Below are 19503 nucleotides of genomic sequence, written 5' to 3'. Positions count from 1 at the left end.
CCCCGCCGATGCACACGCATCGGCGGGCGAACTATCATTAAGCGTAGAAAATGCGGAGGCCGGCCCTGCCGAGCCTCCCCACCATGTAAAGGGGGAGACGTGCTGCCTCAACGGCACCGAATGCGCACCGGCGCTGAATTCTCCCACGCCTTCCGTTCCGGCATCCGCAGTGGACGCCGGAACATCGTTGTATCTACGGCGAAAAATCCCGGAAAAACAACCCGGGTAGGTTTCATTGTGTCGAAGGCGGTGGGCAACGCGGTGACCCGCAACCTGGTTAAGCGCCGGTTGCGTGAGCTTGCCGCGCTCACCTGCGCCGCGCATCCGGAAGGGTACGCCATCGCTGTGCGAGCGCTTCCTGCCTCCGCACAGGCAGACTGGTCTCAGCTCTGTAAGGACTACGAGTCTGCTCTCGAAACGACCCTCGCCAAGCTCAACCGGCCCTCAACGACTGAGGGGCAGCAGTGAGCCATCACCGTACTTCACACCGTGAGGAATGTTTCCACTCCCATCACAGCGGCACGTATAGCGCCGCGGAGCCCCTCATCGGCCCCGATGAGCTGCTGGCATTAGCCCCCAACGAGTTTGTGCACCCCGAATCTTTTCTGCAGGCTCTCTACGTTCTGCCGCAGAACCTGCTGATTGCGTGCATGAAGGCCTACCGCACGGTCGTTTCCCCGCTCTACGGGAACGTGTGCCGCTATTACCCAACCTGCTCGGCGTACGCCCTGGAGGCGTTTACCACCCACGGCGTGTTGGGCGGGCTTTCTCTGACGGTGCGGCGCATCCTGCGGTGCGTTCCCTGGGCGACCGGTGGCATTGACCCGGTTCCCGCGGGGCGGCGAGTCTTCGCCCCGGGAGCAGAGCCCAAGATTATTCTGCTCAACCACCCCGACCGTTACATGCCATCTCACACCTCTCAAGCCCGCCCCGAGTAGGCGGCGCCTTCGACTTACCGACTTTGTAAAGTCCTTAAGGAGTATTCCTCGTGAATCCTATCGACATGATTCTTTGGCCGTTTAAATGGATCGTTTCCGTGGTCCTATGGCTGTTCCATACGCTCTTCACCGCGGTGGGTATGGACCCCGCCTCCGGCCTGACCTGGGTTCTGTGCATCATCTTCCTGACCCTGGTGATGCGTACCCTGACCATCCCGCTGTTCGTCAAGCAGATCAAGGCCATGCGTGGTATGACCGCAATGCAGGGCGATATGGCGAAGCTGCAGGAGAAGTACAAGGGTAAGAAGGACCAGCTCTCCCGCCAGGCCATGGCCCAGGAACAGATGGAAATGTACCGCAAGCACGGTACGAACCCCTTCGCCTCCTGCCTGCCGATTCTGGCTCAGATGCCGATCTTCTTCGGTCTGTACCAGGTGCTGATGGGCGTGCCCACCGCAGCGCAGAATAACCAGGGCGTGCTCATGCTGCCGGCTGAGCTAGTGCATCAGTTCAACGACTCCCAGATTTTCGGTGCTCAGCTCTTCGCGACCATGATGCACCCGGGGGCCGGCGACGCCACCGCGACGGTGATTCAGGCTGCCATCATGATCGTGATGATGAGCGCCACCCAGTTCTACATCCAGAAGCAGCTGAGCGTGAAGAACATGTCGGAGGCTGCTCTGAACTCCCCGATGTTCCGTCAGCAGCAGATGATTATGTACATCTTCCCGATCATCTTCGCTGTTTCCGGTATTAACTTCCCCCTTGGTGTGATGTACTACTGGACCGTCTCGAACCTCTGGTCGCTGGGTCAGCAGTGGTGGGTTATCCGCAACAACCCGACCCCCGGTTCCCAGGCCGAGCGCGAGCTGAACGCCCGCCGTGCGGCGAAGGGCCTGCCCCCGGTGGGTAAGACCCGCGAGCAGCACGAGAAGGACCTGCAGGAGGCGCGTGAGCGTGCCGCAGCCGGTCAGCGCCAGCAGCCGGTGAGTAAGAAGCGCCAGAAGCAGCAGCGCAGTAAGCAAAACGGAAATAAGTAGGCTTTCCACCCAATCGGGCCGGGCTCACGCCGCGTAAGGCGCGGGCCCGGCGCCGTGTATGAGATACTCTGTACCCCTAAACCCCGCATATACCCGAGGATAATCGTGACTGAAGCTATGGAATATGAGGAGCAGCTCGGCGACGAGCAGTTCGTGGATGAGGCCGCCGAAGGCTACGAGGAGATTGATGATATCGAGGAAGAAGGCGATATTGCCGCCGATTACCTCGAAGAGCTCCTAGACATCGCCGACCTGGACGGCGACATTGACATCGAGGTGCGCAATAACCGCATCTATCTTTCGGTCGTCAACGACGACGATGACAACGAAGAGCTGCGCCACCTGGTGGGTCGCCACGGCGAGGTGTTGGATGCCCTGCAGGAGCTGGTACGCCTGTCCGTTCTGGCCGGCAACGGTACCCGTTCGCGCCTGATCCTGGATATCGCAGGTTACCGTGCCGAGCGTCGCGAGTACCTGGAGAAGATTGCCGCCGAGGCTATCGAGAAGGTACGCGCTACCGGCCGCGACGAGCACATGAAGCCGCTGAGCCCCTACGAGCGCAAGGTGGTGCACGATGTGGTAGCCGCCGCCGGCCTGTACAGCGAGTCGGAGGGTGAGGGCCCGCGCCGTCACGTCGTGATTTCTCTCCCCGAGGTAGGAGTCTAAGGTGGAGGAAACGAAGGTAACTCTGAACGAGAATGAGCGCGCCGCCGCCGAGGCTGTGTTCGGTGAGCGCCTGCCTCTGGCGGAGCGCTACGTGCAGCACCTTGCGACGACCGGCATTGAGCGCGGGCTGATTGGCCCCCGCGAGGTTCCGCGTCTGTGGGCCCGCCACGTGCTCAACTGTGCCGTGGTGCAGGAATATATCGCCCCGAATGTCTCTGTGGCTGACGTTGGCTCGGGTGCGGGCCTGCCGGGCCTTTGCTTGGCTATCGCCCGCCCGGATCTGAAGCTGACCCTGATTGAGCCGCTGGAGCGTCGCGTCATTTGGCTCAACGAGGTGATCGAGGACCTGGGGCTGGAGAATGTGACCGTGATGCGCTCGCGTGCCGAGCAGGCCGTAGGTGCCGTGGATGCGGATGTCGTCACCGCCCGCGCCGTGTCCGCCCTGGTGGGACTGTTGGATATCACCCTGCCGATTCTGCGCGGCACCGGCGAGCTGCTGGCCTTGAAGGGTCGTAGCGCCGCTGAAGAAATCACCAAGGCGAAGAAGAAGCTGAATCGCTATGGTGCTCGCGAGACCGAGATTCTGACGGCGGGTGCCGACCTACTGGAGGAGCCGACCACGGTGGTGCGCGTGCGCCTCTAGGGCTACAGGGCCTGGGGTGTGACAGAGACGCGAATACCCCGTGGTGGTCGTGGATGCATAACGAAAGGTGGCGCTGCGCCGGGGGAGTGGAAACGCTCGCTCGGCACAGCGCCACCTTTCTGCGTCTGGCACGCCTATATTCGCCGCATGTATCCAGAATGACCCCTCACGTGGAGTATTGCCGCCGCGACGGGTACCCTTGAAGGAGGGGTTGAACTTCAGGCTGAGGTCGGCAACGATTTAAAGGCGACGGGCCGCCTGACACACCCCTGTACCTCCTTGAAATATACCTGTGTGACGCTATGTTTCACGTGAAACATCACGCGTAACGAAGACTGCAATGTTTCACGTGAAACATTGATGTCTGGTGTATATGGAGGAGATGCGCCTCGGTTCCCGTGATGGGGAACGATACATGCCATGCCCGCCTGTGGCACCCCAGAAACATCAATGCGAATTACGACTCGGATTACGGAAGGCACCCGATGACTCACCACGCCCAGAAAGCGGCTACAGATCTACTCCCCAAGCCTGTGCATACGCGTGTCTTTACCGTGTCGAATCAGAAGGGTGGCGTGGGGAAAACCAGCACCGCCGTCAACCTTGCCGCCGCACTCGCGGAAGCCGGCCTAAACGTTCTTGTCATCGATAACGACCCGCAGGGTAATGCGTCGACCGCTCTGGGCATTGAGCATGGCGTGGATGTGCCCAGCATCTATAACGTGCTTATCGAAGATAAGCCTCTCGCCGAGATTGTGCAGGAATGTCCCGATATGCCCGGTCTGTTCTGCGCACCGGCCAACATCGACCTTGCGGGTGCTGAAATTGAGCTGGTCTCTCTCGTGGCGCGAGAGACCCGCCTCAAGAACGCCCTGGTGGACTATACGGAGTGGCGCGAGAAGCAGGGGATGCCTCGCCTCGACTACGTATTTATCGACTGCCCGCCGAGCCTCGGTCTCCTTACCGTGAACGCCTTCGTGGCCGCCGAGGAGATTCTAATTCCGATTCAGTGCGAGTACTACGCCCTCGAGGGTCTGAGTCAGCTGCTCAAGAATATTCAGATGATCCAGAAGCATCTGAATTCGAAGCTTCGCATTAGCACGATTCTGCTCACCATGTATGATGCTCGCACCAACCTGGCCTTCCAGGTGGCAGAGGAGGTGCGTGAGCACTTCCCGCAGGAAACCCTGGGCGTGAAGATCCCTCGCTCCGTGCGTATCTCCGAGGCGCCTAGCTACCAGCAGACCGTCATCACGTACGATTCTTCCTCGACCGGCGCCCGCGCTTACCGAGAGGCCGCTAAGGAGCTTTCGGGGCGTTCGGCTTAATTTAATTTTTGAATACGCGGTTTATTATTGCCGCCCATATTTTAGACATCCCCTCCGCATCTCTTTTGAGGCGTGTGGAGGGGATGCTTTTGCTGGCAATAAGCTGAAATTTTTAAAAAACACCCTATATAAGTTTTATATTTGATATATTTTGAAATTTTTGGATGCCCCTTAAACTACTCCCTGAATGTCGCACGATTCGTCTACACTAGATAAAGAAGCAATATGAACGGACTCATCCGGGAGTCCAAAGGAGTGACGATGGCTGAGAAGCGACGTGGTTTGGGTCGTGGTCTGGGGGCCCTGATTCCCCAGAGTACGAAGAATTCTGGAAGCGCCGAGAAGAAGGTGGCCGAACGAGAGGTAGTACCCGAGGTTAGTCAGCACTCGAAGGCACCCGCTCCCGCTCTCGCAGACGAATCCATGAGCGATGGCCTGTTTGAGATGGCCCACGAGGCGAAGCCTGAGAAGCCCCGCCGAGCACCCAAACACGAGGCTCCCGAACCTCCCTCCGAACCCGTTCAGCCTGAGTCTAACCATGCCGATTCGACGCATGATGTTTCACGTGAAACATCGAAGAAGAAGTCTCGCGTCGATATGGGTGCGGCCCTGCGCAATACGACCCTGACCCGCCGCCCGGTGGATTTCTTCTTCGGCGAGGATGTCCCCGTTCCCGGTGCAAGCGAGCAGGAGCAGTCCGATCTGGTGCCGGTGCCCGGTGCGCAGTTTGCAGAGCTCAACGTGCGCGATATTCACCCTAACCGCAAACAGCCGCGAACCGATTTTGATGAGCAGGACATGGAGGAGCTCATCCATTCGGTGCGTGAGATTGGTGTCTTGCAGCCCATCGTGGTGCGTCCCTCCCGCGAGCGCGGGGCAGAGAAGTACGAGCTGGTCATGGGCGAGCGCCGTTGGCGCGCAACCCAGGCTGCCGGCCTCTCGACGATTCCCGCGATTATTCGTGAGACCGATGATGAAGACCTGCTGCGTGACGCCCTGCTGGAAAACCTGCACCGCAGTCAGCTGAACCCCATTGAAGAGGCTGCGGCCTACCAGCAGTTGATGGAGGAATTCGACACCACCCAGGAGCAGCTCGCCAAGCGCATCGGCCGTTCCCGCCCCCAGATTTCGAACACGATTCGCCTGCTGAAGCTGCCCGCCCTCGTGCAGCGTCGCGTTGCCGCCGGGATTCTCTCTGCTGGCCACGCCCGCGCCCTCCTGGCGCTGAGTGACCAGGGGCAGATTGAGACCGTCGCTCAGAAAGTCGTGAATGAAGGGCTGTCGGTGCGCGCCACCGAGGAGCTCGTGGCTGCCACCTCCGGTGCGGAGGAACCCAAAGCGCGTAAGGCTCCCCGGCCGCAGAAGCACCGTGAGCGCCTGGATTACATTGCGGAGGCCTTCGCTGATAAGCTCGATACCTCCGTGAAGATTTCTCTGGGTGCCCGCAAGGGTAAGATGACGATTGAGTTCGCCAATGTGGAAGATTTGAACCGCATCATCCGTGTTCTGGATTCTGATTTCTCCGGGTAACATCCTTTGAAAATCGCTTATAACAGCTGATTTCAGTTGAATATATGAAAATCCCCCGGTGATGTTTCACGTGAAACATCACCGGGGGATTTCTGTAGTCTCTTGAGGTTAGCCCAGGTGCTCGGAGAACTCAGCCAGCAGAGCGGACTTAGTCTTGGCGCCTACGGTCTTCTTGACGACCTCGCCACCTTTGAAAAGGTAGATAGCCGGGATGGAGGTAATGCCGTACTTCATGGCGGTATCGCCACTTGCCTCAACATCCACCTTGACCACGTCGACCTGACCGGCGTACTCGCCGGCAATCTCGTCAATCACGGGGCCAACCATGCGGCAGGGGCCGCACCATTCAGCCCAGAAGTCCACGATAACGGGCTTGTCGTTCTTTAGAACCAGTTCGTCAAAAGTGGCATCAGTTGCCTGCTGTGCACTGCTCACGGAGTGCTCCTTTCTGACACGGGGCGGATTCCCCAGCGAGTAATACGAATAGTTTAGAGGTTTTCGAGGTAGTGCTGCGCGTCCAGAGCGGCAACAGCACCGGAGCCGGCAGCAATAATTGCCTGGCGGTAGGTCGGGTCAATCACGTCACCGGCAGCGAAAACGCCGGGAACGGAAGTCTTCGAGGAACGACCCTGAACCGCGATGGTGTGGTTCTCGGTAATCTCCAGCTGGTCACGTACCAGTTCCACGCGAGGATCGGAGCCAATAGCGATGAACAGGCCCTGAACAGCCAGCTGACGCTCAGAACCGTCCTTGGTGTTGGTCAGGGTGATCGACTCGAGGTTGCTCTCGCCGTGAACGGCGGTGACAGCCGAATCCCAGACAACCTCAATCTTTGGGTTGTTGAACACGCGGGTCTGCATGATTTCCGAAGCGCGGAAAGAATCGCGGCGGTGCACCAGGTACACCTTGGATGCGAAGGTCGTCAGGAACAGCGCCTCCTCCAGCGCGGAGTCGCCGCCGCCGACCACTGCGATTTCCTTGTCCTTGAAGAAGAAGCCATCGCAGGTTGCGCACCAGGAGACGCCGTAACCGGAGAGTCGGTCTTCGCCCTCGATGTTGAGCTTACGGACCTGAGAACCGGTGGTCATGATGACGGTCTTCGCCAGGTGAACGGCGCCGTCAGCGGTGTAGACCTTCTTCACGTCGCCGGTGAGTTCAACCTTCTCCACGTCCTGGTAGCGGATGTCAGTGCCGAAACGCTCAGCCTGCTGACCGATGTTCTCCATCAGCTCGGGGCCCTGGATGCCCTGAATGAATCCGGGGAAGTTCTCCACCTCGGTGGTGTTCATGAGGGAGCCGCCGGGTGCCAGGGAGCTGGCGAAGAGGACGGGCTTCAGTTCGGCGCGTGCCGCGTAGATTGCGGCGGTGTAGCCGGCGGGGCCGGAGCCCACAATAATGACGTTGTGGACGGTTGCGTCGGCCTCAACCTCGGCAGCCGGTGCGGCTTTGGTGGCGGGTGCGGATGCGAGGTTCAGATTGCCTAGGGCGGAGCCTCCGAAGAGGCCTCCCAGATTCTCAGTCATCGGATATGTCTTTCTGTTGTAGGTCTTTCGTTCTGCCCCTATAACAGGGCTTTATCCTCGATTATTCCATTTTTGGGGGACCCTTATCCAGATACTCCGCGCACTGTGAATCTTTGAGTAGCGGCCCAGCCATAAAGAGTCATAAAAGGACATCAAAATGGCCAGGATTTCATGCCAAAGGAGACCTATAACGGCCATCGCTACATTGCCGAAAAAACATGGATGCTTTATATCCGTGGCTAGCATTTAGGGAGATGGTCCCGGTAGGATAGTCGGGCGATTATACGAGGGCGATATTGGTGGGTGTGTCGTGTAGTCAAAGTACAACATCTACCAATTCTCTGCGCTTTGCACAGGGGGAGAGGCAAAAATGAACAACAACCCTCATACGGCTCAGCCCCGACACCGTAAGAATCACTTGAGCAATCTTGGGGCTACTCTGCGAGATCTTGGAGATTTCATCAAAGCTAGCCGCTACGTCCTGGTCCAGCTCTCCATGCTTTTCTTTACCGTAGAGGGGCTTTTGCGGATGCTGCCGTAATAATGAGGCCCGCGCTAGAGACGAAGTCAACCGTGCCTTTCAAATAGGAGATGGCTTTCTCTTAGCTACATCAAAAGGGCGGGGCTTCCGAACCGTTGAGTTCAGAAGCCCCGCCCTTGTGTCTGGGGTGCGAGCGCCCTGTCGGCGTCGCGTTATGTGTTGATTAGTCCACCTTGATTTCGTTGATGCGCAGGCCGTAATTCCACGGTCCAATCGGCAGGGAGAGGCGGGGCAGCTCGTTGACCACGATGATCACGTAGGCGCCCTTCTCAGCGCTCTGCTTGGAGGTATCCAGGTTCACGACCGCATCCTTGCCCTCGAAGGTGCCCTTACCAACCTCAACCGCGCCGCTCAGGGACGCGGAGCTGTTGGTGTAGACGGTGAAGGAGCCGCCGGTGCCGGTGTTCTGCTGGATGGTCAGCTTGGAGACGACGGTGGGGGTCTGCAGCTTCAGTGCCAGGCCGAATTCCTTGATGGTGCCGGCGTAGTTGGCGGTGCCGAAGCCGTAGCTGATCCAGGCGGTGTTGGCGTTACCGTCGGTCAGGTTCGGAATCAGGGAGTCCATGTCGCTCATGAACGTGGGTTCCGAGGGAGCGAAACGCGCCACGGATGCGATCTTCGCGGGTGCGTTCGAGGCCTTGGCGGTCGGGGTGGCCGAGGGGGAGGCCTCGGCGCTGGCCGTCTCGCTGGCCGAAGCCTTCGGGGTGTGCGGCGCAGCTGCCTGGTTGGAGCCGATAGCGCCCAGAGAGGTCAGCACACCACCCGCGACGATGACCAGTAGCAGGACGGCGGCCAGAGCGACGGCCCAGGTACCGCGGCTACCGCCTTCGTCTTCGTCCTCCTCTTCGTAGATGCTGGTGGGCTCGGAGTAGGCGGTCACGGCGCTACTCTCGCCGGAGTTCCAGCTCTTGGAGGCGCTGATGGTTTCCTGGCTGGCGGTGCCGGAGGAGACCTTCTCGTAGGAGTTGGGGGAGCGTTCCGCATCGGAGTCACCGAAGATTTCGGTGCCCAGCGCATCCTCCGCGTTGGAGAGCGCATGGTTCTCGACGAGAAGGGTATCGAGAAGGGTATCCGGGCGGGTGTGCGAGGTGACCAGGTAGCGGCTTCCCTCGGGGGTGATGCCCAGATCGAGAATCTGAATGTTACCTCGGGAGTTGGTGGCAAGCGCGCGGGAGTTGGCCTCCAGCAGGGCGCTGCGGTTGGGCGAGGCGACGACGATTGAGACCTTGCGGTTAAGGATCTGGTCGATGCCTTCGAGCACCATATCGGACTCTGCCGTAATGATGATGTGGGCGGTAATTTCGTAGCGGCCGCCGAGGACCGATCCGACCGGAATCTGTTGCGACAACGTGTTCTCCCGAGGTGGTTTCAAAGTGCCTGCCGTGTGGCGGGCTCTGCTAATAGATTCTACCCGGCTTTGCAATAGGCCGTGGCTGAGTGATAATTCGTGGCGTGCTGGGCGCCTGCGGGCCTAACGGCGGGCCAGGCGTTCGAGCTTGGATGTGATGGGTGCCAAAAGTGCGTTAGCTTCCTTGACGCGGAAGATCTGCACGCCCGCCAGGTAGGCAAGGCCCATGACTGAGCCGCAGATTACCAGGGTGATAATCGCGGTGATCTTGGAGGACCACGCGAAGCCGTCAAGCTGGTATCCGCCGAGCAGCCACAGGGCGATGGCGGCAATGGCGCCGGCGAAGAGCGATGCGAGAATCGTGCGCGCATAGACGCTGACGATGCCGCGCTGGCCGTAGTAGCCGAGACGGCGGCGCACCATGTAGTGGCTGATGAACATGAGCAGAATATTGTGGATGGGGTAAATCCAAGCGAGCATGTACACGGTGTACTGGGCGTCGAGCATGGAGGCTGCGAAGCTCATGACGACCATGATGATGGCGGAGTACACCTGGATGCGGAAAGGCGTGCGCGCGTCTTCGCGAGCGTAGAGCACGCGGCTGTAGAGGTAGTTGATGGTGAGCGTGGGGGTGCCGAGCGCGGTGATGACGATGAGGCGGGCGATGATGGTGGCCGCAATGGGGTCGCCACCGCTGAATAGCACGGCGATGGGGCCGGCCAGCACGATGAGTCCGACCATGCAGAAGACGGTGGCAACGGCCGCGTTACGCAGGCCGTGAGAGAGCGCGTAGATGACGCTGTCGTTATCGTCGGCGATGGCTGAGGCGCTCATACGGTTAAAGAGCACGGTGGCGATGGAGATGCCGATAACGCCGTGCGGCAGCATGTACAGCATGGAGGCGTAGTTGAGGGCCTGCAGACCCGGAATCTGGATGCCCATGGCGGCGTAGTGCTCGCGCTGACCGACGATGCCTGCAGCAACCTTGGTCATGTAGAGGAAGGCCAGGTTGGAGATGATACCGGAGGCGAGGGTCCACGCGGCGAGCTTGGAGGCTGCGCGCAGGCCGATGCCGCGCCACGCGAAATCGGGCTTGAGTCGCAGGCCGAGTCGGCGCAGGGGGATGAAGAGTACGAGCGCCTGCATAATCACGCCGAGGGTCGAGGAACCGGCGAGCACGAGGGTTTGTGCGTTGGTCCAGTTGTCTACAGCGTGGATTGGGTGGGGGTTGGGGGTCTGCGCTCCGAAGAGGAAGATGAAGAGGAACAGCGACAGGATGGTGATGACGTTGTTCATCACGGGCGACCACATGTACGCGCCGAAGGCGTCCTTCGCGTTGAGCACCTGCCCAATGACGGTGTAGAGGCCGTAGAAGAAGATCTGGGGTAGACACCAGAGTGAGAAGATAAAGCCGAGCTGTCGCTGTTCGGGGGTCCATCCCGAGCCCATGACGCTGATGATGGGCCAGGCGCAGGCGACGGTGATGAGCGTGACCAGGCCGATGGCGGTGACGGTGAGCGTGACGAGCTTGGAGATGTAACGCGCGCCGCCGTCCTGTGCCTTGGCGGCCTTGATGATTTGGGGCACGAGAACCGCGTTGAACACGCCGCCGGCAACGAGCACGTAGATGAGGTTGGGGAGGGTATTCGCGGTTTCGAAGACGTCACCGACGGTAGAGAGCGAACCGATAGCGACGGTGAGCAGGATGGTCTTGACGAATCCGAGGATGCGCGAGACGAGCGTACCTGCGGCCATGATTGCGCTTGAGCGGGCGTCGGTTCGTGCCACGTGTCTCTCCTGTGTTGGCGGTGATGGTCGGTCGGATGTCTTCGGGCCTCTGTCCGGCTACCTTCGGGATGTCGCCCCGAAGGCTTGCCGGGACGTTAGAGGTGGGTGGTGATGTATTCGCTGGCGCTGCGGGCGATATGCTGCTCGTTGGCGAACGAGAGGCGGGTGGGCAGCTCGGCGAGGGGGACCCACGCGACGTCGATGGCTTCGTGATCGGGGTCGTTGTCGATGCTGAGCTCGCCGCCGGTTGCCGCGAAGAGGTAGTGGTGCACGGTCTTGTGGATGCGCAGCCCGTTGGAGGTGAACCAGTAGGCGATGGTGCCGAGGGAGGCTACGGGGTAGCCGGTGATTCCGGTTTCTTCGGCGATTTCGCGTCCGGCTGCTTCAACTCGGGTTTCGCCGCGTTCGATGTGTCCCTTGGGCAGGCACCATTCGCGCTGACCGGTGCGGTTGATTCGGGCGATGATGGCCGCGGGGAGTTCTTCGGGCCGGTCGAAGTCGATGATGAGCCCTCCGGCGGATACTTCTTCGGGGGCCGGTACCGGGCGCGCGGGCGCGGCGAAGCGCGTTTTGGGTGCACGGGGTACGGGAATGCTCATGGTTCTACCTTAACTGATGGAAGAGGGTTTTGGCGCTTCGGGGCGGGGTGATGTGGGCATCCCGTGCGGCGCGGGGTGGTCGTGGAGGCGTTTTATCTGGCACGATTAAAGGATTATGTCGCTGATTATTGATGTTGAGTCGAAGTACCCGGATGCCGCCGAGCTGGGAGAGCTGTACCGTGCGGCGGGGTTTGAGCTGTACCTGGTGGGCGGTATTGTCCGCGACAACCTGCTGGATGACGGCGGCCATTTCACCGATTTTGATTTGACGACGGACGCCACCCCGGAGCAGAGCGAGCAGATTTTGCGTGCGTGGGGTGAGCACACGTGGGATATCGGCAAGGAGTACGGCACGATTAGCGCCCGTAAGAATGGCGTGGTGTACGAGGTGACCACGTACCGTGCTGAGGTGTATGTTTCGGATTCGCGGAAGCCGACGGTGCAGTTTGGTACTGATTTGAGCGCCGACCTGGTGCGTCGCGATTTCACGATTAACGCGATGGCCGCGGCTTTGCCGAGCGGCGAGGTGGTTGATCTTTTCGGCGGCGTGGAGGATTTGCGTGAGGGCGTTCTGCGTACCCCGCGCTCGCCGCAGGAGTCTTTTTCCGAGGATCCGTTGCGCATGATGCGTGCGGCTCGTTTCGCGGCTCGTTTTAATCTGCGCGTGGCCCCGGAGGTTTTCGAGGCGATGCGCGAGATGGCCGGCCGCATCGAGATCATTTCTGCGGAGCGTGTGCGCGATGAGCTGGTGAAGCTGATTGATGCGGATTACCCGCGGGTGGGTTTGAACCTGCTGGTGGATACCGGCCTGGCGGATTATGTGTTGCCGGAGCTTCCCGCGCTGCGCATGGAGATGGATCCGGCGCATCACCATAAGGATGTGTACGAACATTCGCTGAAGGTGCTGGAGCAGGCGATGGAGAAGGAGACGGACGAGGACGGCCCGTGCCCTGCCCCGGACTTTATTCTGCGTTTTGCGGCGTTGATGCACGATATCGGCAAACCGAAGACTCGTAAGTTTGAGAAGGACGGCTCCGTCTCGTTCCTGCACCACGAGGTGGTGGGCGCGAAGATGGTGAAGAAGCGTATGCGTGCGCTGCGTTTTGATAACGACACGATTAAGGCTGTGGCCCGCCTGGTGGAGCTGCACATGCGTTTCTACGGCTACCGCGAGTCGGGCTGGACCGATTCGGCGGTGCGCCGCTACGTGCGCGATGCGGGGGATCAGCTGGAGCGCCTGCACCGGGTTTCCCGCTCCGATGTGACGACCCGTAATCGTCGCCTGTCGCGCTCGCTGGCTGCGGCGTACGACGATTTGGAGCGGCGTATTGCCGAGCTGGCGGCTCAGGAAGAGCTGGATTCGATCCGTCCCGATCTGGACGGCGGCCAGATTATGCAGATTCTGGGGATTGCGCCGGGTCCGGTGGTGGGCGAGGCATACAAATTCCTGCTGAACCTGCGCCTGGACGAGGGCTCGCTTCCCGAGGAAGAAGCGAAGGCGCGTCTCCTGCGGTGGTGGGAGCAGCGCCGGGAGGCGTAGCTTCTGAGGTTTCGGTACCGCATCGCATGGTTGAGCTCACGCGGTGCGGTACTGTTGCATCCGCCCAGCGTGGTGTATTGTTAAGAAATCTATGCGTGTTCCCCACCCGGTGTGCTTCACGTATAGGGCACAATGAATCTCCTGCTATGGAAATCCCATAGCCGTTTAGCCCAAAGGAGGGGTTTAATCATGCGTGCATACGAACTGATGGTTATCCTCAGCCCCGAGGTTGAGGACCGTGCGGTTGAGCCGTCGCTGTCCAAGTTCCTCGAGATCGTCACCAACGAGGGCGGTTCTATCGACAACGTCGATATCTGGGGCCGTCGCCGTCTGGCATACGAGATCCAGAAGAAGTCCGAGGGTATCTACGCAGTGGTGAACTTCACCGCTACCCCCGAGACCGCAGCTGAGCTCGATCGTGTTCTGAACCTGAACGAGTCCGTCATGCGTACCAAGATCATCCGCCCGGAGGATCAGAAGATCTCCAGCAAGTAGTTGCGCCCTCCGGTTGCCGACCCTCTAAAAATGTCAGGGGGTTGCGCTGTACTGGAATCAACACACTTGTAACTCTTATCGAGGAGGCATCTTATGGCAGGCGATACCGTTATTACCGTTATCGGTAATCTGACGAGCGATCCGGAGCTCCGTTACACCCCCGCGGGTGCTGCGGTTGCTAACTTCACGATCGCGTCGACTCCGCGTTCGTTCAACCGTCAGACCAACCAGTGGGAGGACGGGGAGACCCTGTTCCTGCGTGCGTCGGTGTGGCGTGGTTACGCTGAGAACGTTGCGGAGACCCTGAAGAAGGGTACCCAGGTTATCGCACAGGGCCGTCTGAAGTCCCGCTCGTACGAGACCAAGGAAGGCGAGCGTCGTACCTCGTTTGAGCTTGAGGTCGAGGAAATCGGCCCGACTCTGCGTTTTGCTACCGCACAGGTGACTCGCGCACAGCGTTCTGCCGGAGGTAACTTCGGCGGAGGTGCGCAGGGTGGCTTTGGCGGCGGCGCCGGGTACAACGCCCCTGCTCAGGGCGGTTACTCCGCTCCGCAGCAGAATAATTTCGCGGCTCCCCAGGGTAATGGTTACTCCGGTCAGACCGGTTACTCCGCTCCGGCTGCTCCTGCAGCCCCGGCAGCTCCCGCTGCTGATCCGTGGAGTTCCCAGTCCGGCGGTAACTATGATTGGGGTAGCGGCGCCGACGATGAACCTCCGTTCTAAGCCGGTTTCGTTTTCCGAATAGTAATTTATCAATCCATCCCGCGGTTATCCGCCGCGGGCTCCCAACTCTAAGGAGCACCACGATGGCTAAGGCTGAAATCCGTAAGCCCAAACCGAAGCAGAACCCCCTCAAGGCTGCTGACGTCACCGTTATTGACTACAAGGACGTCGCACTTCTGCGCAAGTTCATCTCCGACCGCGGCAAGATCCGCGCTCGCCGCGTGACTGGCGTGACCGTTCAGGAGCAGCGCAAGATCGCTCAGGCTATTAAGAACGCCCGCGAAGTTGCTCTGCTGCCCTACTCCGGCGCTGGCCGCTAAAGAGAAGGAGAGACAGTAACATGGCTAAGATTATTCTGACTCAGGAAGTTTCCGGCCTCGGCGCAGCTGGCGATGTTGTCACCGTTAAGGACGGCTACGCACGTAACTACCTGCTGCCCCGCGGTTTCGCCGTGACCTGGACCCAGGGTGGCGAGAAGCAGGTTGAGTCCATCCGCGCCGCTCGTGCGGCTCGCGCTAAGGCTTCTCTGGAAGAGGCTCAGGCACTTGCTGCGTCCCTGGCTGCTAAGCCGGTTGTCGTTGCACACAAGGCTGGCGCTGACGGCCGCCTGTTCGGTACCGTCAAGGCTGACGCTATTGCTGAGGCTATTGAGGCTGCCGGCATTGGCTCCGTTGACAAGCGCACCATCCACCTGGGTTCCGCTATCAAGCGCACCGGTGAGTACAAGGTGACTGTCCGCCTGCACGCTGACGTTGTTGCTAACGTTGTCCTGGACGTCGTTGCTGCTGCGTAAGTAGTTTTGAGGTTTTCGTGCTGAGGCACTGAGAAACCGTGACGGGGTGTTCTTCCTTTGGGAGGAGCACCCCGTTTACTGTACCCGTTCCGGCGCATGTTTCACGTGAAACATTGACCCTGTGGGCGCACACTCTAACCCGGGGGAGCGATGGATGCGACGTAGGCACGCAGACCCCGTAGACTGGTAGACATGGCTAAATCTTTATCGCGTATGTCCTCAAGCGCCCAGCTTCTGATGACCGGCGTCATTCTGGAGGGTGTGAACCTACTGCTGTGTGCCCTGGCGCTTGTTCCAATGGCGGACGCTAACCTTGCTACGACTCTGCTGTTGCTTTTTCTGATTGTTGGTGGTTTGGGGTCCAGCATTGCTGTGGTATGCGCCCTGGTGGGCTTGGTTAAGTTCCGCCGCTTTCGCTGGGCTAATATCCTCCTGCTCCTGGTGTCTATCGGGACGAATCCGTTGCTTGTACTCACCCTGTATGTGAGTGCTTCCTAGCCCTGGGCGCGGCGTACACAGTTTCTCTCAGATGACTCTCTGTGCCTCTCAGTGTTCTACGAGTCTTCTCCCAGCTGCTTTCCAGCTAAAATCAACCCTCCCGTAAGGTTCGCAGTGTTTACTATAAGTGTTGGTTCGAGAGGACTGCGATGTGAATGTGTGTGTTTCGTGTAGCGGGGAGGCCCGCTCGCGAAAGAAGAAAGGCAAGGCAACAGCGCCTTGCCTTTCTTCTTTTAACGCGATCGTTTTATACGGGGGAGGGCGTTAAGCGCCGACGGGCCTCCTGCCCCCCCAAAGGCTCGCCCTGGAAGGCGCTTTGGAGGCGACGTTTATTTCGATTTCCCCTGTGGGACCCGCTCCTGTGTACGTTTGATCTTTTGGCGCCGACGGAGCATTTGAGTCTCTCAGCTATTCCCAGCTTTCTTCCAGCTTTAACCTACAGGGAATAAAGGTTTACGCGTAATACTTTATATAGATGGTTCGAGAGGGCCATCAGAAAGTTGGACTTTCCTTGCGGAAGTGGCTCTGATTTTCGTATGTATGTGTGTGTGATGAGACTGGGGTTGAACCGAGAGGTTCGGCTCCAGTTTCTGTTTAACCACTCAACGGTGTATCACTCAATGGCGCAGCATCGAGCGTGACCCTTTGTGCTCACGCGGCACGCCGTAACAAAGGGTATCCATACCCTCGCATAACGTCACATTTCCTTTCTTGGGTATCGCGGGTCTAGAATTAGGAAATATTAATCTTGCATATTAGATACAAATATTGAGGAGTTATCACCGTGTCTAAGACCCCTTCAGTCCCCGGCACTGATCGTCCCGCCGATAAGGCCGCGGGCCACTGGCTGCTCGCACAGCTGGGTAAGAAGGTTCTGCGTCCCGGCGGCCGTGAGACCACCAACTGGCTGCTGGCTCGCGCCCTGGGCGGCGACGTCGACGTCGTGGAGTTTGCCCCGGGCTTGGGTATCACCGCCCAGGAGATTGTGAAGCGTTCCCCGAAGAGCTACACCGGTGTGGATCTCGACCCCAAGGCCGCCGAAATTGTTACCGAGCGCATTGGTGCGGCGAATAAGCCGAACTACCGCGTGGTGAACGCCAGCGCCCAGGAGACCGGCCTGCCTTCCGAGAGCTACGACGCCGTGGTGGGCGAGGCAATGCTGACCATGCAGACCGATAAGCACAAGCTGGAGATCATGCGCGAGGCAGCCCGCCTGCTGCGTCCCGGCGGCTACTACGCTATTCACGAGATGTCGCTGATTCCCGATTACCTGCGCCCCGAGCTGAAGGAAGAGATTCAGAAGGACCTGGCCCGCACCATCCGCGTGAACGCCCGTCCGCTGACCCGCGCGGAGTGGACCGCCCTGGCCGAAGAGGCCGGCTTCGAGGTGCTGGACGTGTACCAGACCGATATGGCTCTGCTGGAACCCAAGCGCCTGTTGGCCGATGAGGGCCCCGCCGGCGTTGCAAAGATTGCGTTCAACCTGGCGCGTAAGCCGCAGATTCGTGAGCGTGTGCTGGGTATGCGCGGTGTATTCCGCCGCCATGCGGACCACATTGGCGCTATCGGTCTGATTCTGCGTAAGAAGAAGTAGTCCACGCACGAATTCGTAGCGTTTCCGAGAGAATCGGAGGAACGGTGGGGCGGCTACCCGAATGAGGGTAGCCGCCCCACCGTCGCTTATATACCCGTGTTTACACTCCGCGAGGTTAGAGTGGTTGCGGGTACCTCATAATGGAGAGGTAGAGTTTATGCCCGGGCGAGGTGCCCGGGCCTCCACGGTTTCGGGTGAATGAGGTTTTATGTCTGAGTCTTCGGTGGATTACGGTTCCCGCACGATGCCCCATGACGATGTGGCCGAGCAGTCTGTGCTGGGCGGCATGCTCCTGTCGAAGGATGCTATTGCGGACGTCGTGGAGAGCCTGCGTGCTTCGGACTTCTATAAGCCGGCGCACGAGACGATTTACGAGGCGATTCTGTCGCTGTACGGCCACGGTAGCCCCGCGGACGCGATTACGGTTGCCGATGAGCTGAAGAAGCGCGGCGAGCTGACTCGTGTGGGTGGCGCAGCGTATCTGCACACTCTGATTGCTTCGGTGCCCACCGCTGCGAATGCTCAGTACTATGCCGAAATCGTGAAGGAGCACGCGATTATGCGCCGCCTGATTGAGGCGGGTACTAAGATTGCGCAGCTGGGTTACGCCAACGAGACCGAGGTGGACGCACTCGTGGATCAGGCGCAGGCGGAGATTTACGCGGTGACCGATGGCAACGCGAAGGAAGATTACGTGTCCTTCTCTGAGGCCTTGGAAGCGACGATGCGCGAGATTGACGCAAACTCGAACCGCCCCGATGGCGTGTACGGCGTGCCGACTGACTTCATCGAGCTTGATGAGCTGACCGGCGGCCTGCACGGTGGCCAGATGATTGTGATTGCGGCTCGTCCGGGGGGGGGCAAGTCGACCCTGGCCTTGGATATTGCGCGTTCGGCGGCTATTCACCACCACATGGCAACGGTTTTCTTCTCTCTGGAGATGAGCCGTACCGAGCTGGCCATGCGTATTCTCTCCGCAGAGGGCAAGATTTCAATGGGTCGTCTGAAGAAGGGCGATCTGGACACCGAGGGCTGGACGAACCTGGCGACTCTGCAGGGCCGTATTGATTCTGCCCCTCTCTTTATTGATGATTCGCCAAATATGACTCTGATGGAGATCCGTGCGAAGTGCCGTCGTCTCAAGCAGCGTAACGATTTGAAGCTTGTGGTGCTGGACTACCTGCAGCTGATGAGCTCGGGCAAGAAGGTGGAGTCCCGTCAGCAGGAAGTCTCGGAGTTCTCCCGTAGCCTGAAGCTTCTGGCTAAGGAGCTGGATGTTCCGGTGATTGCGCTGTCGCAGTTGAACCGTGGTTCGGAGCAGCGCACCGATAAGCGTCCGATGGTGTCGGACCTGCGCGAGTCGGGTTCTATTGAGCAGGATGCGGATATGGTGATTCTGCTGCACCGCGAGGATATGTATAACCCCGATAGCGATCGCGTGGGTGAGGCCGACATGATTATCGCGAAGCACCGCGGTGGCCCGACCCGTACAATTCCCCTGGCCTTTAGCGGTAAGTACTCACGCTTCAATAACATGGCCAATGAGGCTCCTCCGCAGTATTAGACTTTGAAAGCCCCTGGTCCCGTTGCTGAGTGCTCGGTAGCTCGAGCTTCGTCTGGGAGCAGGGGCTTTGGCCTACCCACTGTTTATTTCTCCGGGGATAACTGACGTAGGGGAGGAAGCACTGGCGCGGGGATGGAGCGGCGAAGGTATATGGGGGTTCTTGCTTTTTCCTGTCTTTGTCTGGGTTCCGAGGCTCATGAGGGGCCCCGAAGGGGTCTTTTACCCCTGCTTAAAAATTTTTTTGGCCTTCTTTGGAATCAATATATCGTTCTGACTAGGTTATTTATTGAGATAAGCCACCCAAAGGGCGCAATGTGGCCTTATTTGTGTTCTACTTCACCCGTATTCGGGT

20 protein-coding genes are annotated in these 19503 nt (G+C 59.4%); 15 read left to right on the top strand and 5 right to left on the bottom strand.

Going from position 1 to position 19503, the window contains the following annotated elements; translation table 11 throughout:
- Positions 1–99: 99 nt before the first annotated feature.
- From rnpA to HMPREF2944_RS00185, 7 genes are all read left to right on the top strand, one after another.
- Positions 100–468 carry a ribonuclease P protein component gene (rnpA, locus tag HMPREF2944_RS00215; protein ID WP_070679281.1) on the top strand — a complete coding sequence of 123 codons (369 nt, stop codon included), beginning with the start codon at positions 100–102 and terminating at the stop codon, positions 466–468.
- The gene (yidD, locus tag HMPREF2944_RS00210) at positions 465–938 is read left to right on the top strand and encodes a membrane protein insertion efficiency factor YidD (protein WP_070679279.1); all 474 of its coding nucleotides are present in this window, start codon (positions 465–467) and stop codon (positions 936–938) included. The genes rnpA and yidD overlap by 4 nt, the downstream gene beginning before the upstream one ends.
- Positions 939–988: 50 nt before the next feature.
- Complete coding sequence (gene yidC / locus HMPREF2944_RS00205) at positions 989–1978, top strand: membrane protein insertase YidC (protein WP_070679276.1); 990 nt, start codon at positions 989–991, stop codon at positions 1976–1978.
- A 105-nt stretch (positions 1979–2083) separates the two neighbouring features.
- Positions 2084–2644: a Jag family protein gene (locus HMPREF2944_RS00200; protein WP_049332228.1), complete on the top strand. Its 561-nt coding sequence runs from the start codon at positions 2084–2086 to the stop codon at positions 2642–2644.
- A 1-nt stretch (position 2645) separates the two neighbouring features.
- Entirely contained in the window at positions 2646–3287 is a 642-nt protein-coding gene (gene rsmG / locus HMPREF2944_RS00195; protein ID WP_070679274.1) for a 16S rRNA (guanine(527)-N(7))-methyltransferase RsmG, read from the top strand.
- A 485-nt stretch (positions 3288–3772) separates the two neighbouring features.
- Positions 3773–4615 carry a ParA family protein gene (locus HMPREF2944_RS00190; RefSeq protein WP_070679271.1) on the top strand — a complete coding sequence of 281 codons (843 nt, stop codon included), beginning with the start codon at positions 3773–3775 and terminating at the stop codon, positions 4613–4615.
- 261 nt (positions 4616–4876) lie between these two features.
- The gene (locus tag HMPREF2944_RS00185; RefSeq protein ID WP_070679269.1) at positions 4877–6145 is read left to right on the top strand and encodes a ParB/RepB/Spo0J family partition protein; all 1269 of its coding nucleotides are present in this window, start codon (positions 4877–4879) and stop codon (positions 6143–6145) included.
- Between the two features lie 108 nt (positions 6146–6253).
- Here the strand turns inward: HMPREF2944_RS00185 and trxA are convergent, their stop codons facing one another.
- The 5 genes from trxA to HMPREF2944_RS00160 form a co-directional block, all read right to left on the bottom strand.
- Entirely contained in the window at positions 6254–6580 is a 327-nt protein-coding gene (trxA, locus tag HMPREF2944_RS00180; RefSeq protein ID WP_049332220.1) for a thioredoxin, read from the bottom strand.
- 53 nt (positions 6581–6633) lie between these two features.
- A complete protein-coding gene (trxB, locus tag HMPREF2944_RS00175) occupies positions 6634–7668 on the bottom strand; it encodes a thioredoxin-disulfide reductase (protein WP_049341938.1) in 1035 nt (344 codons plus the stop codon).
- A 704-nt stretch (positions 7669–8372) separates the two neighbouring features.
- Positions 8373–9557, bottom strand: a complete 1185-nt coding sequence (locus tag HMPREF2944_RS00170; RefSeq protein ID WP_070679266.1) for a serine/threonine protein kinase — start codon at positions 9555–9557, stop codon at positions 8373–8375.
- 123 nt (positions 9558–9680) lie between these two features.
- Positions 9681–11345, bottom strand: a complete 1665-nt coding sequence (gene murJ, locus HMPREF2944_RS00165) for a murein biosynthesis integral membrane protein MurJ (protein ID WP_070679264.1) — start codon at positions 11343–11345, stop codon at positions 9681–9683.
- Positions 11346–11440: 95 nt separating this feature from the next.
- Complete coding sequence (locus HMPREF2944_RS00160) at positions 11441–11944, bottom strand: NUDIX hydrolase (protein ID WP_049332212.1); 504 nt, start codon at positions 11942–11944, stop codon at positions 11441–11443.
- A gap of 115 nt (positions 11945–12059) precedes the next feature.
- Between HMPREF2944_RS00160 and HMPREF2944_RS00155 the strand changes: the two genes are divergently transcribed.
- The 8 genes from HMPREF2944_RS00155 (at position 12060) to dnaB (ending at position 19151) form a co-directional block, all read left to right on the top strand.
- Complete coding sequence (locus HMPREF2944_RS00155) at positions 12060–13484, top strand: CCA tRNA nucleotidyltransferase (protein ID WP_070679261.1); 1425 nt, start codon at positions 12060–12062, stop codon at positions 13482–13484.
- A 189-nt stretch (positions 13485–13673) separates the two neighbouring features.
- Positions 13674–13979, top strand: coding sequence for a 30S ribosomal protein S6 (gene rpsF, locus HMPREF2944_RS00150; protein WP_049332208.1), 306 nt, complete (start codon positions 13674–13676; stop codon positions 13977–13979).
- A gap of 93 nt (positions 13980–14072) precedes the next feature.
- Entirely contained in the window at positions 14073–14702 is a 630-nt protein-coding gene (locus HMPREF2944_RS00145) for a single-stranded DNA-binding protein (RefSeq protein WP_049332206.1), read from the top strand.
- 83 nt (positions 14703–14785) lie between these two features.
- Positions 14786–15022, top strand: a complete 237-nt coding sequence (rpsR, locus tag HMPREF2944_RS00140) for a 30S ribosomal protein S18 (protein ID WP_004005948.1) — start codon at positions 14786–14788, stop codon at positions 15020–15022.
- Positions 15023–15042: 20 nt separating this feature from the next.
- A complete protein-coding gene (rplI, locus tag HMPREF2944_RS00135) occupies positions 15043–15495 on the top strand; it encodes a 50S ribosomal protein L9 (RefSeq protein ID WP_049332204.1) in 453 nt (150 codons plus the stop codon).
- 192 nt (positions 15496–15687) lie between these two features.
- Positions 15688–15993, top strand: coding sequence for a hypothetical protein (locus tag HMPREF2944_RS00130; RefSeq protein ID WP_049332203.1), 306 nt, complete (start codon positions 15688–15690; stop codon positions 15991–15993).
- Between the two features lie 784 nt (positions 15994–16777).
- Positions 16778–17587 carry a class I SAM-dependent methyltransferase gene (locus HMPREF2944_RS00125; protein ID WP_070679259.1) on the top strand — a complete coding sequence of 270 codons (810 nt, stop codon included), beginning with the start codon at positions 16778–16780 and terminating at the stop codon, positions 17585–17587.
- 208 nt (positions 17588–17795) lie between these two features.
- Positions 17796–19151, top strand: coding sequence for a replicative DNA helicase (gene dnaB, locus HMPREF2944_RS00120; protein WP_070679256.1), 1356 nt, complete (start codon positions 17796–17798; stop codon positions 19149–19151).
- Positions 19152–19503: the final 352 nt, after the last annotated feature.

Source organism: Rothia sp. HMSC072E10 (assembly GCF_001813965.1).
Classification (GTDB): Bacteria; Actinomycetota; Actinomycetes; order Actinomycetales; family Micrococcaceae; genus Rothia; species Rothia mucilaginosa_A.
This window is presented reverse-complemented; position numbering and strand designations above follow the sequence as displayed.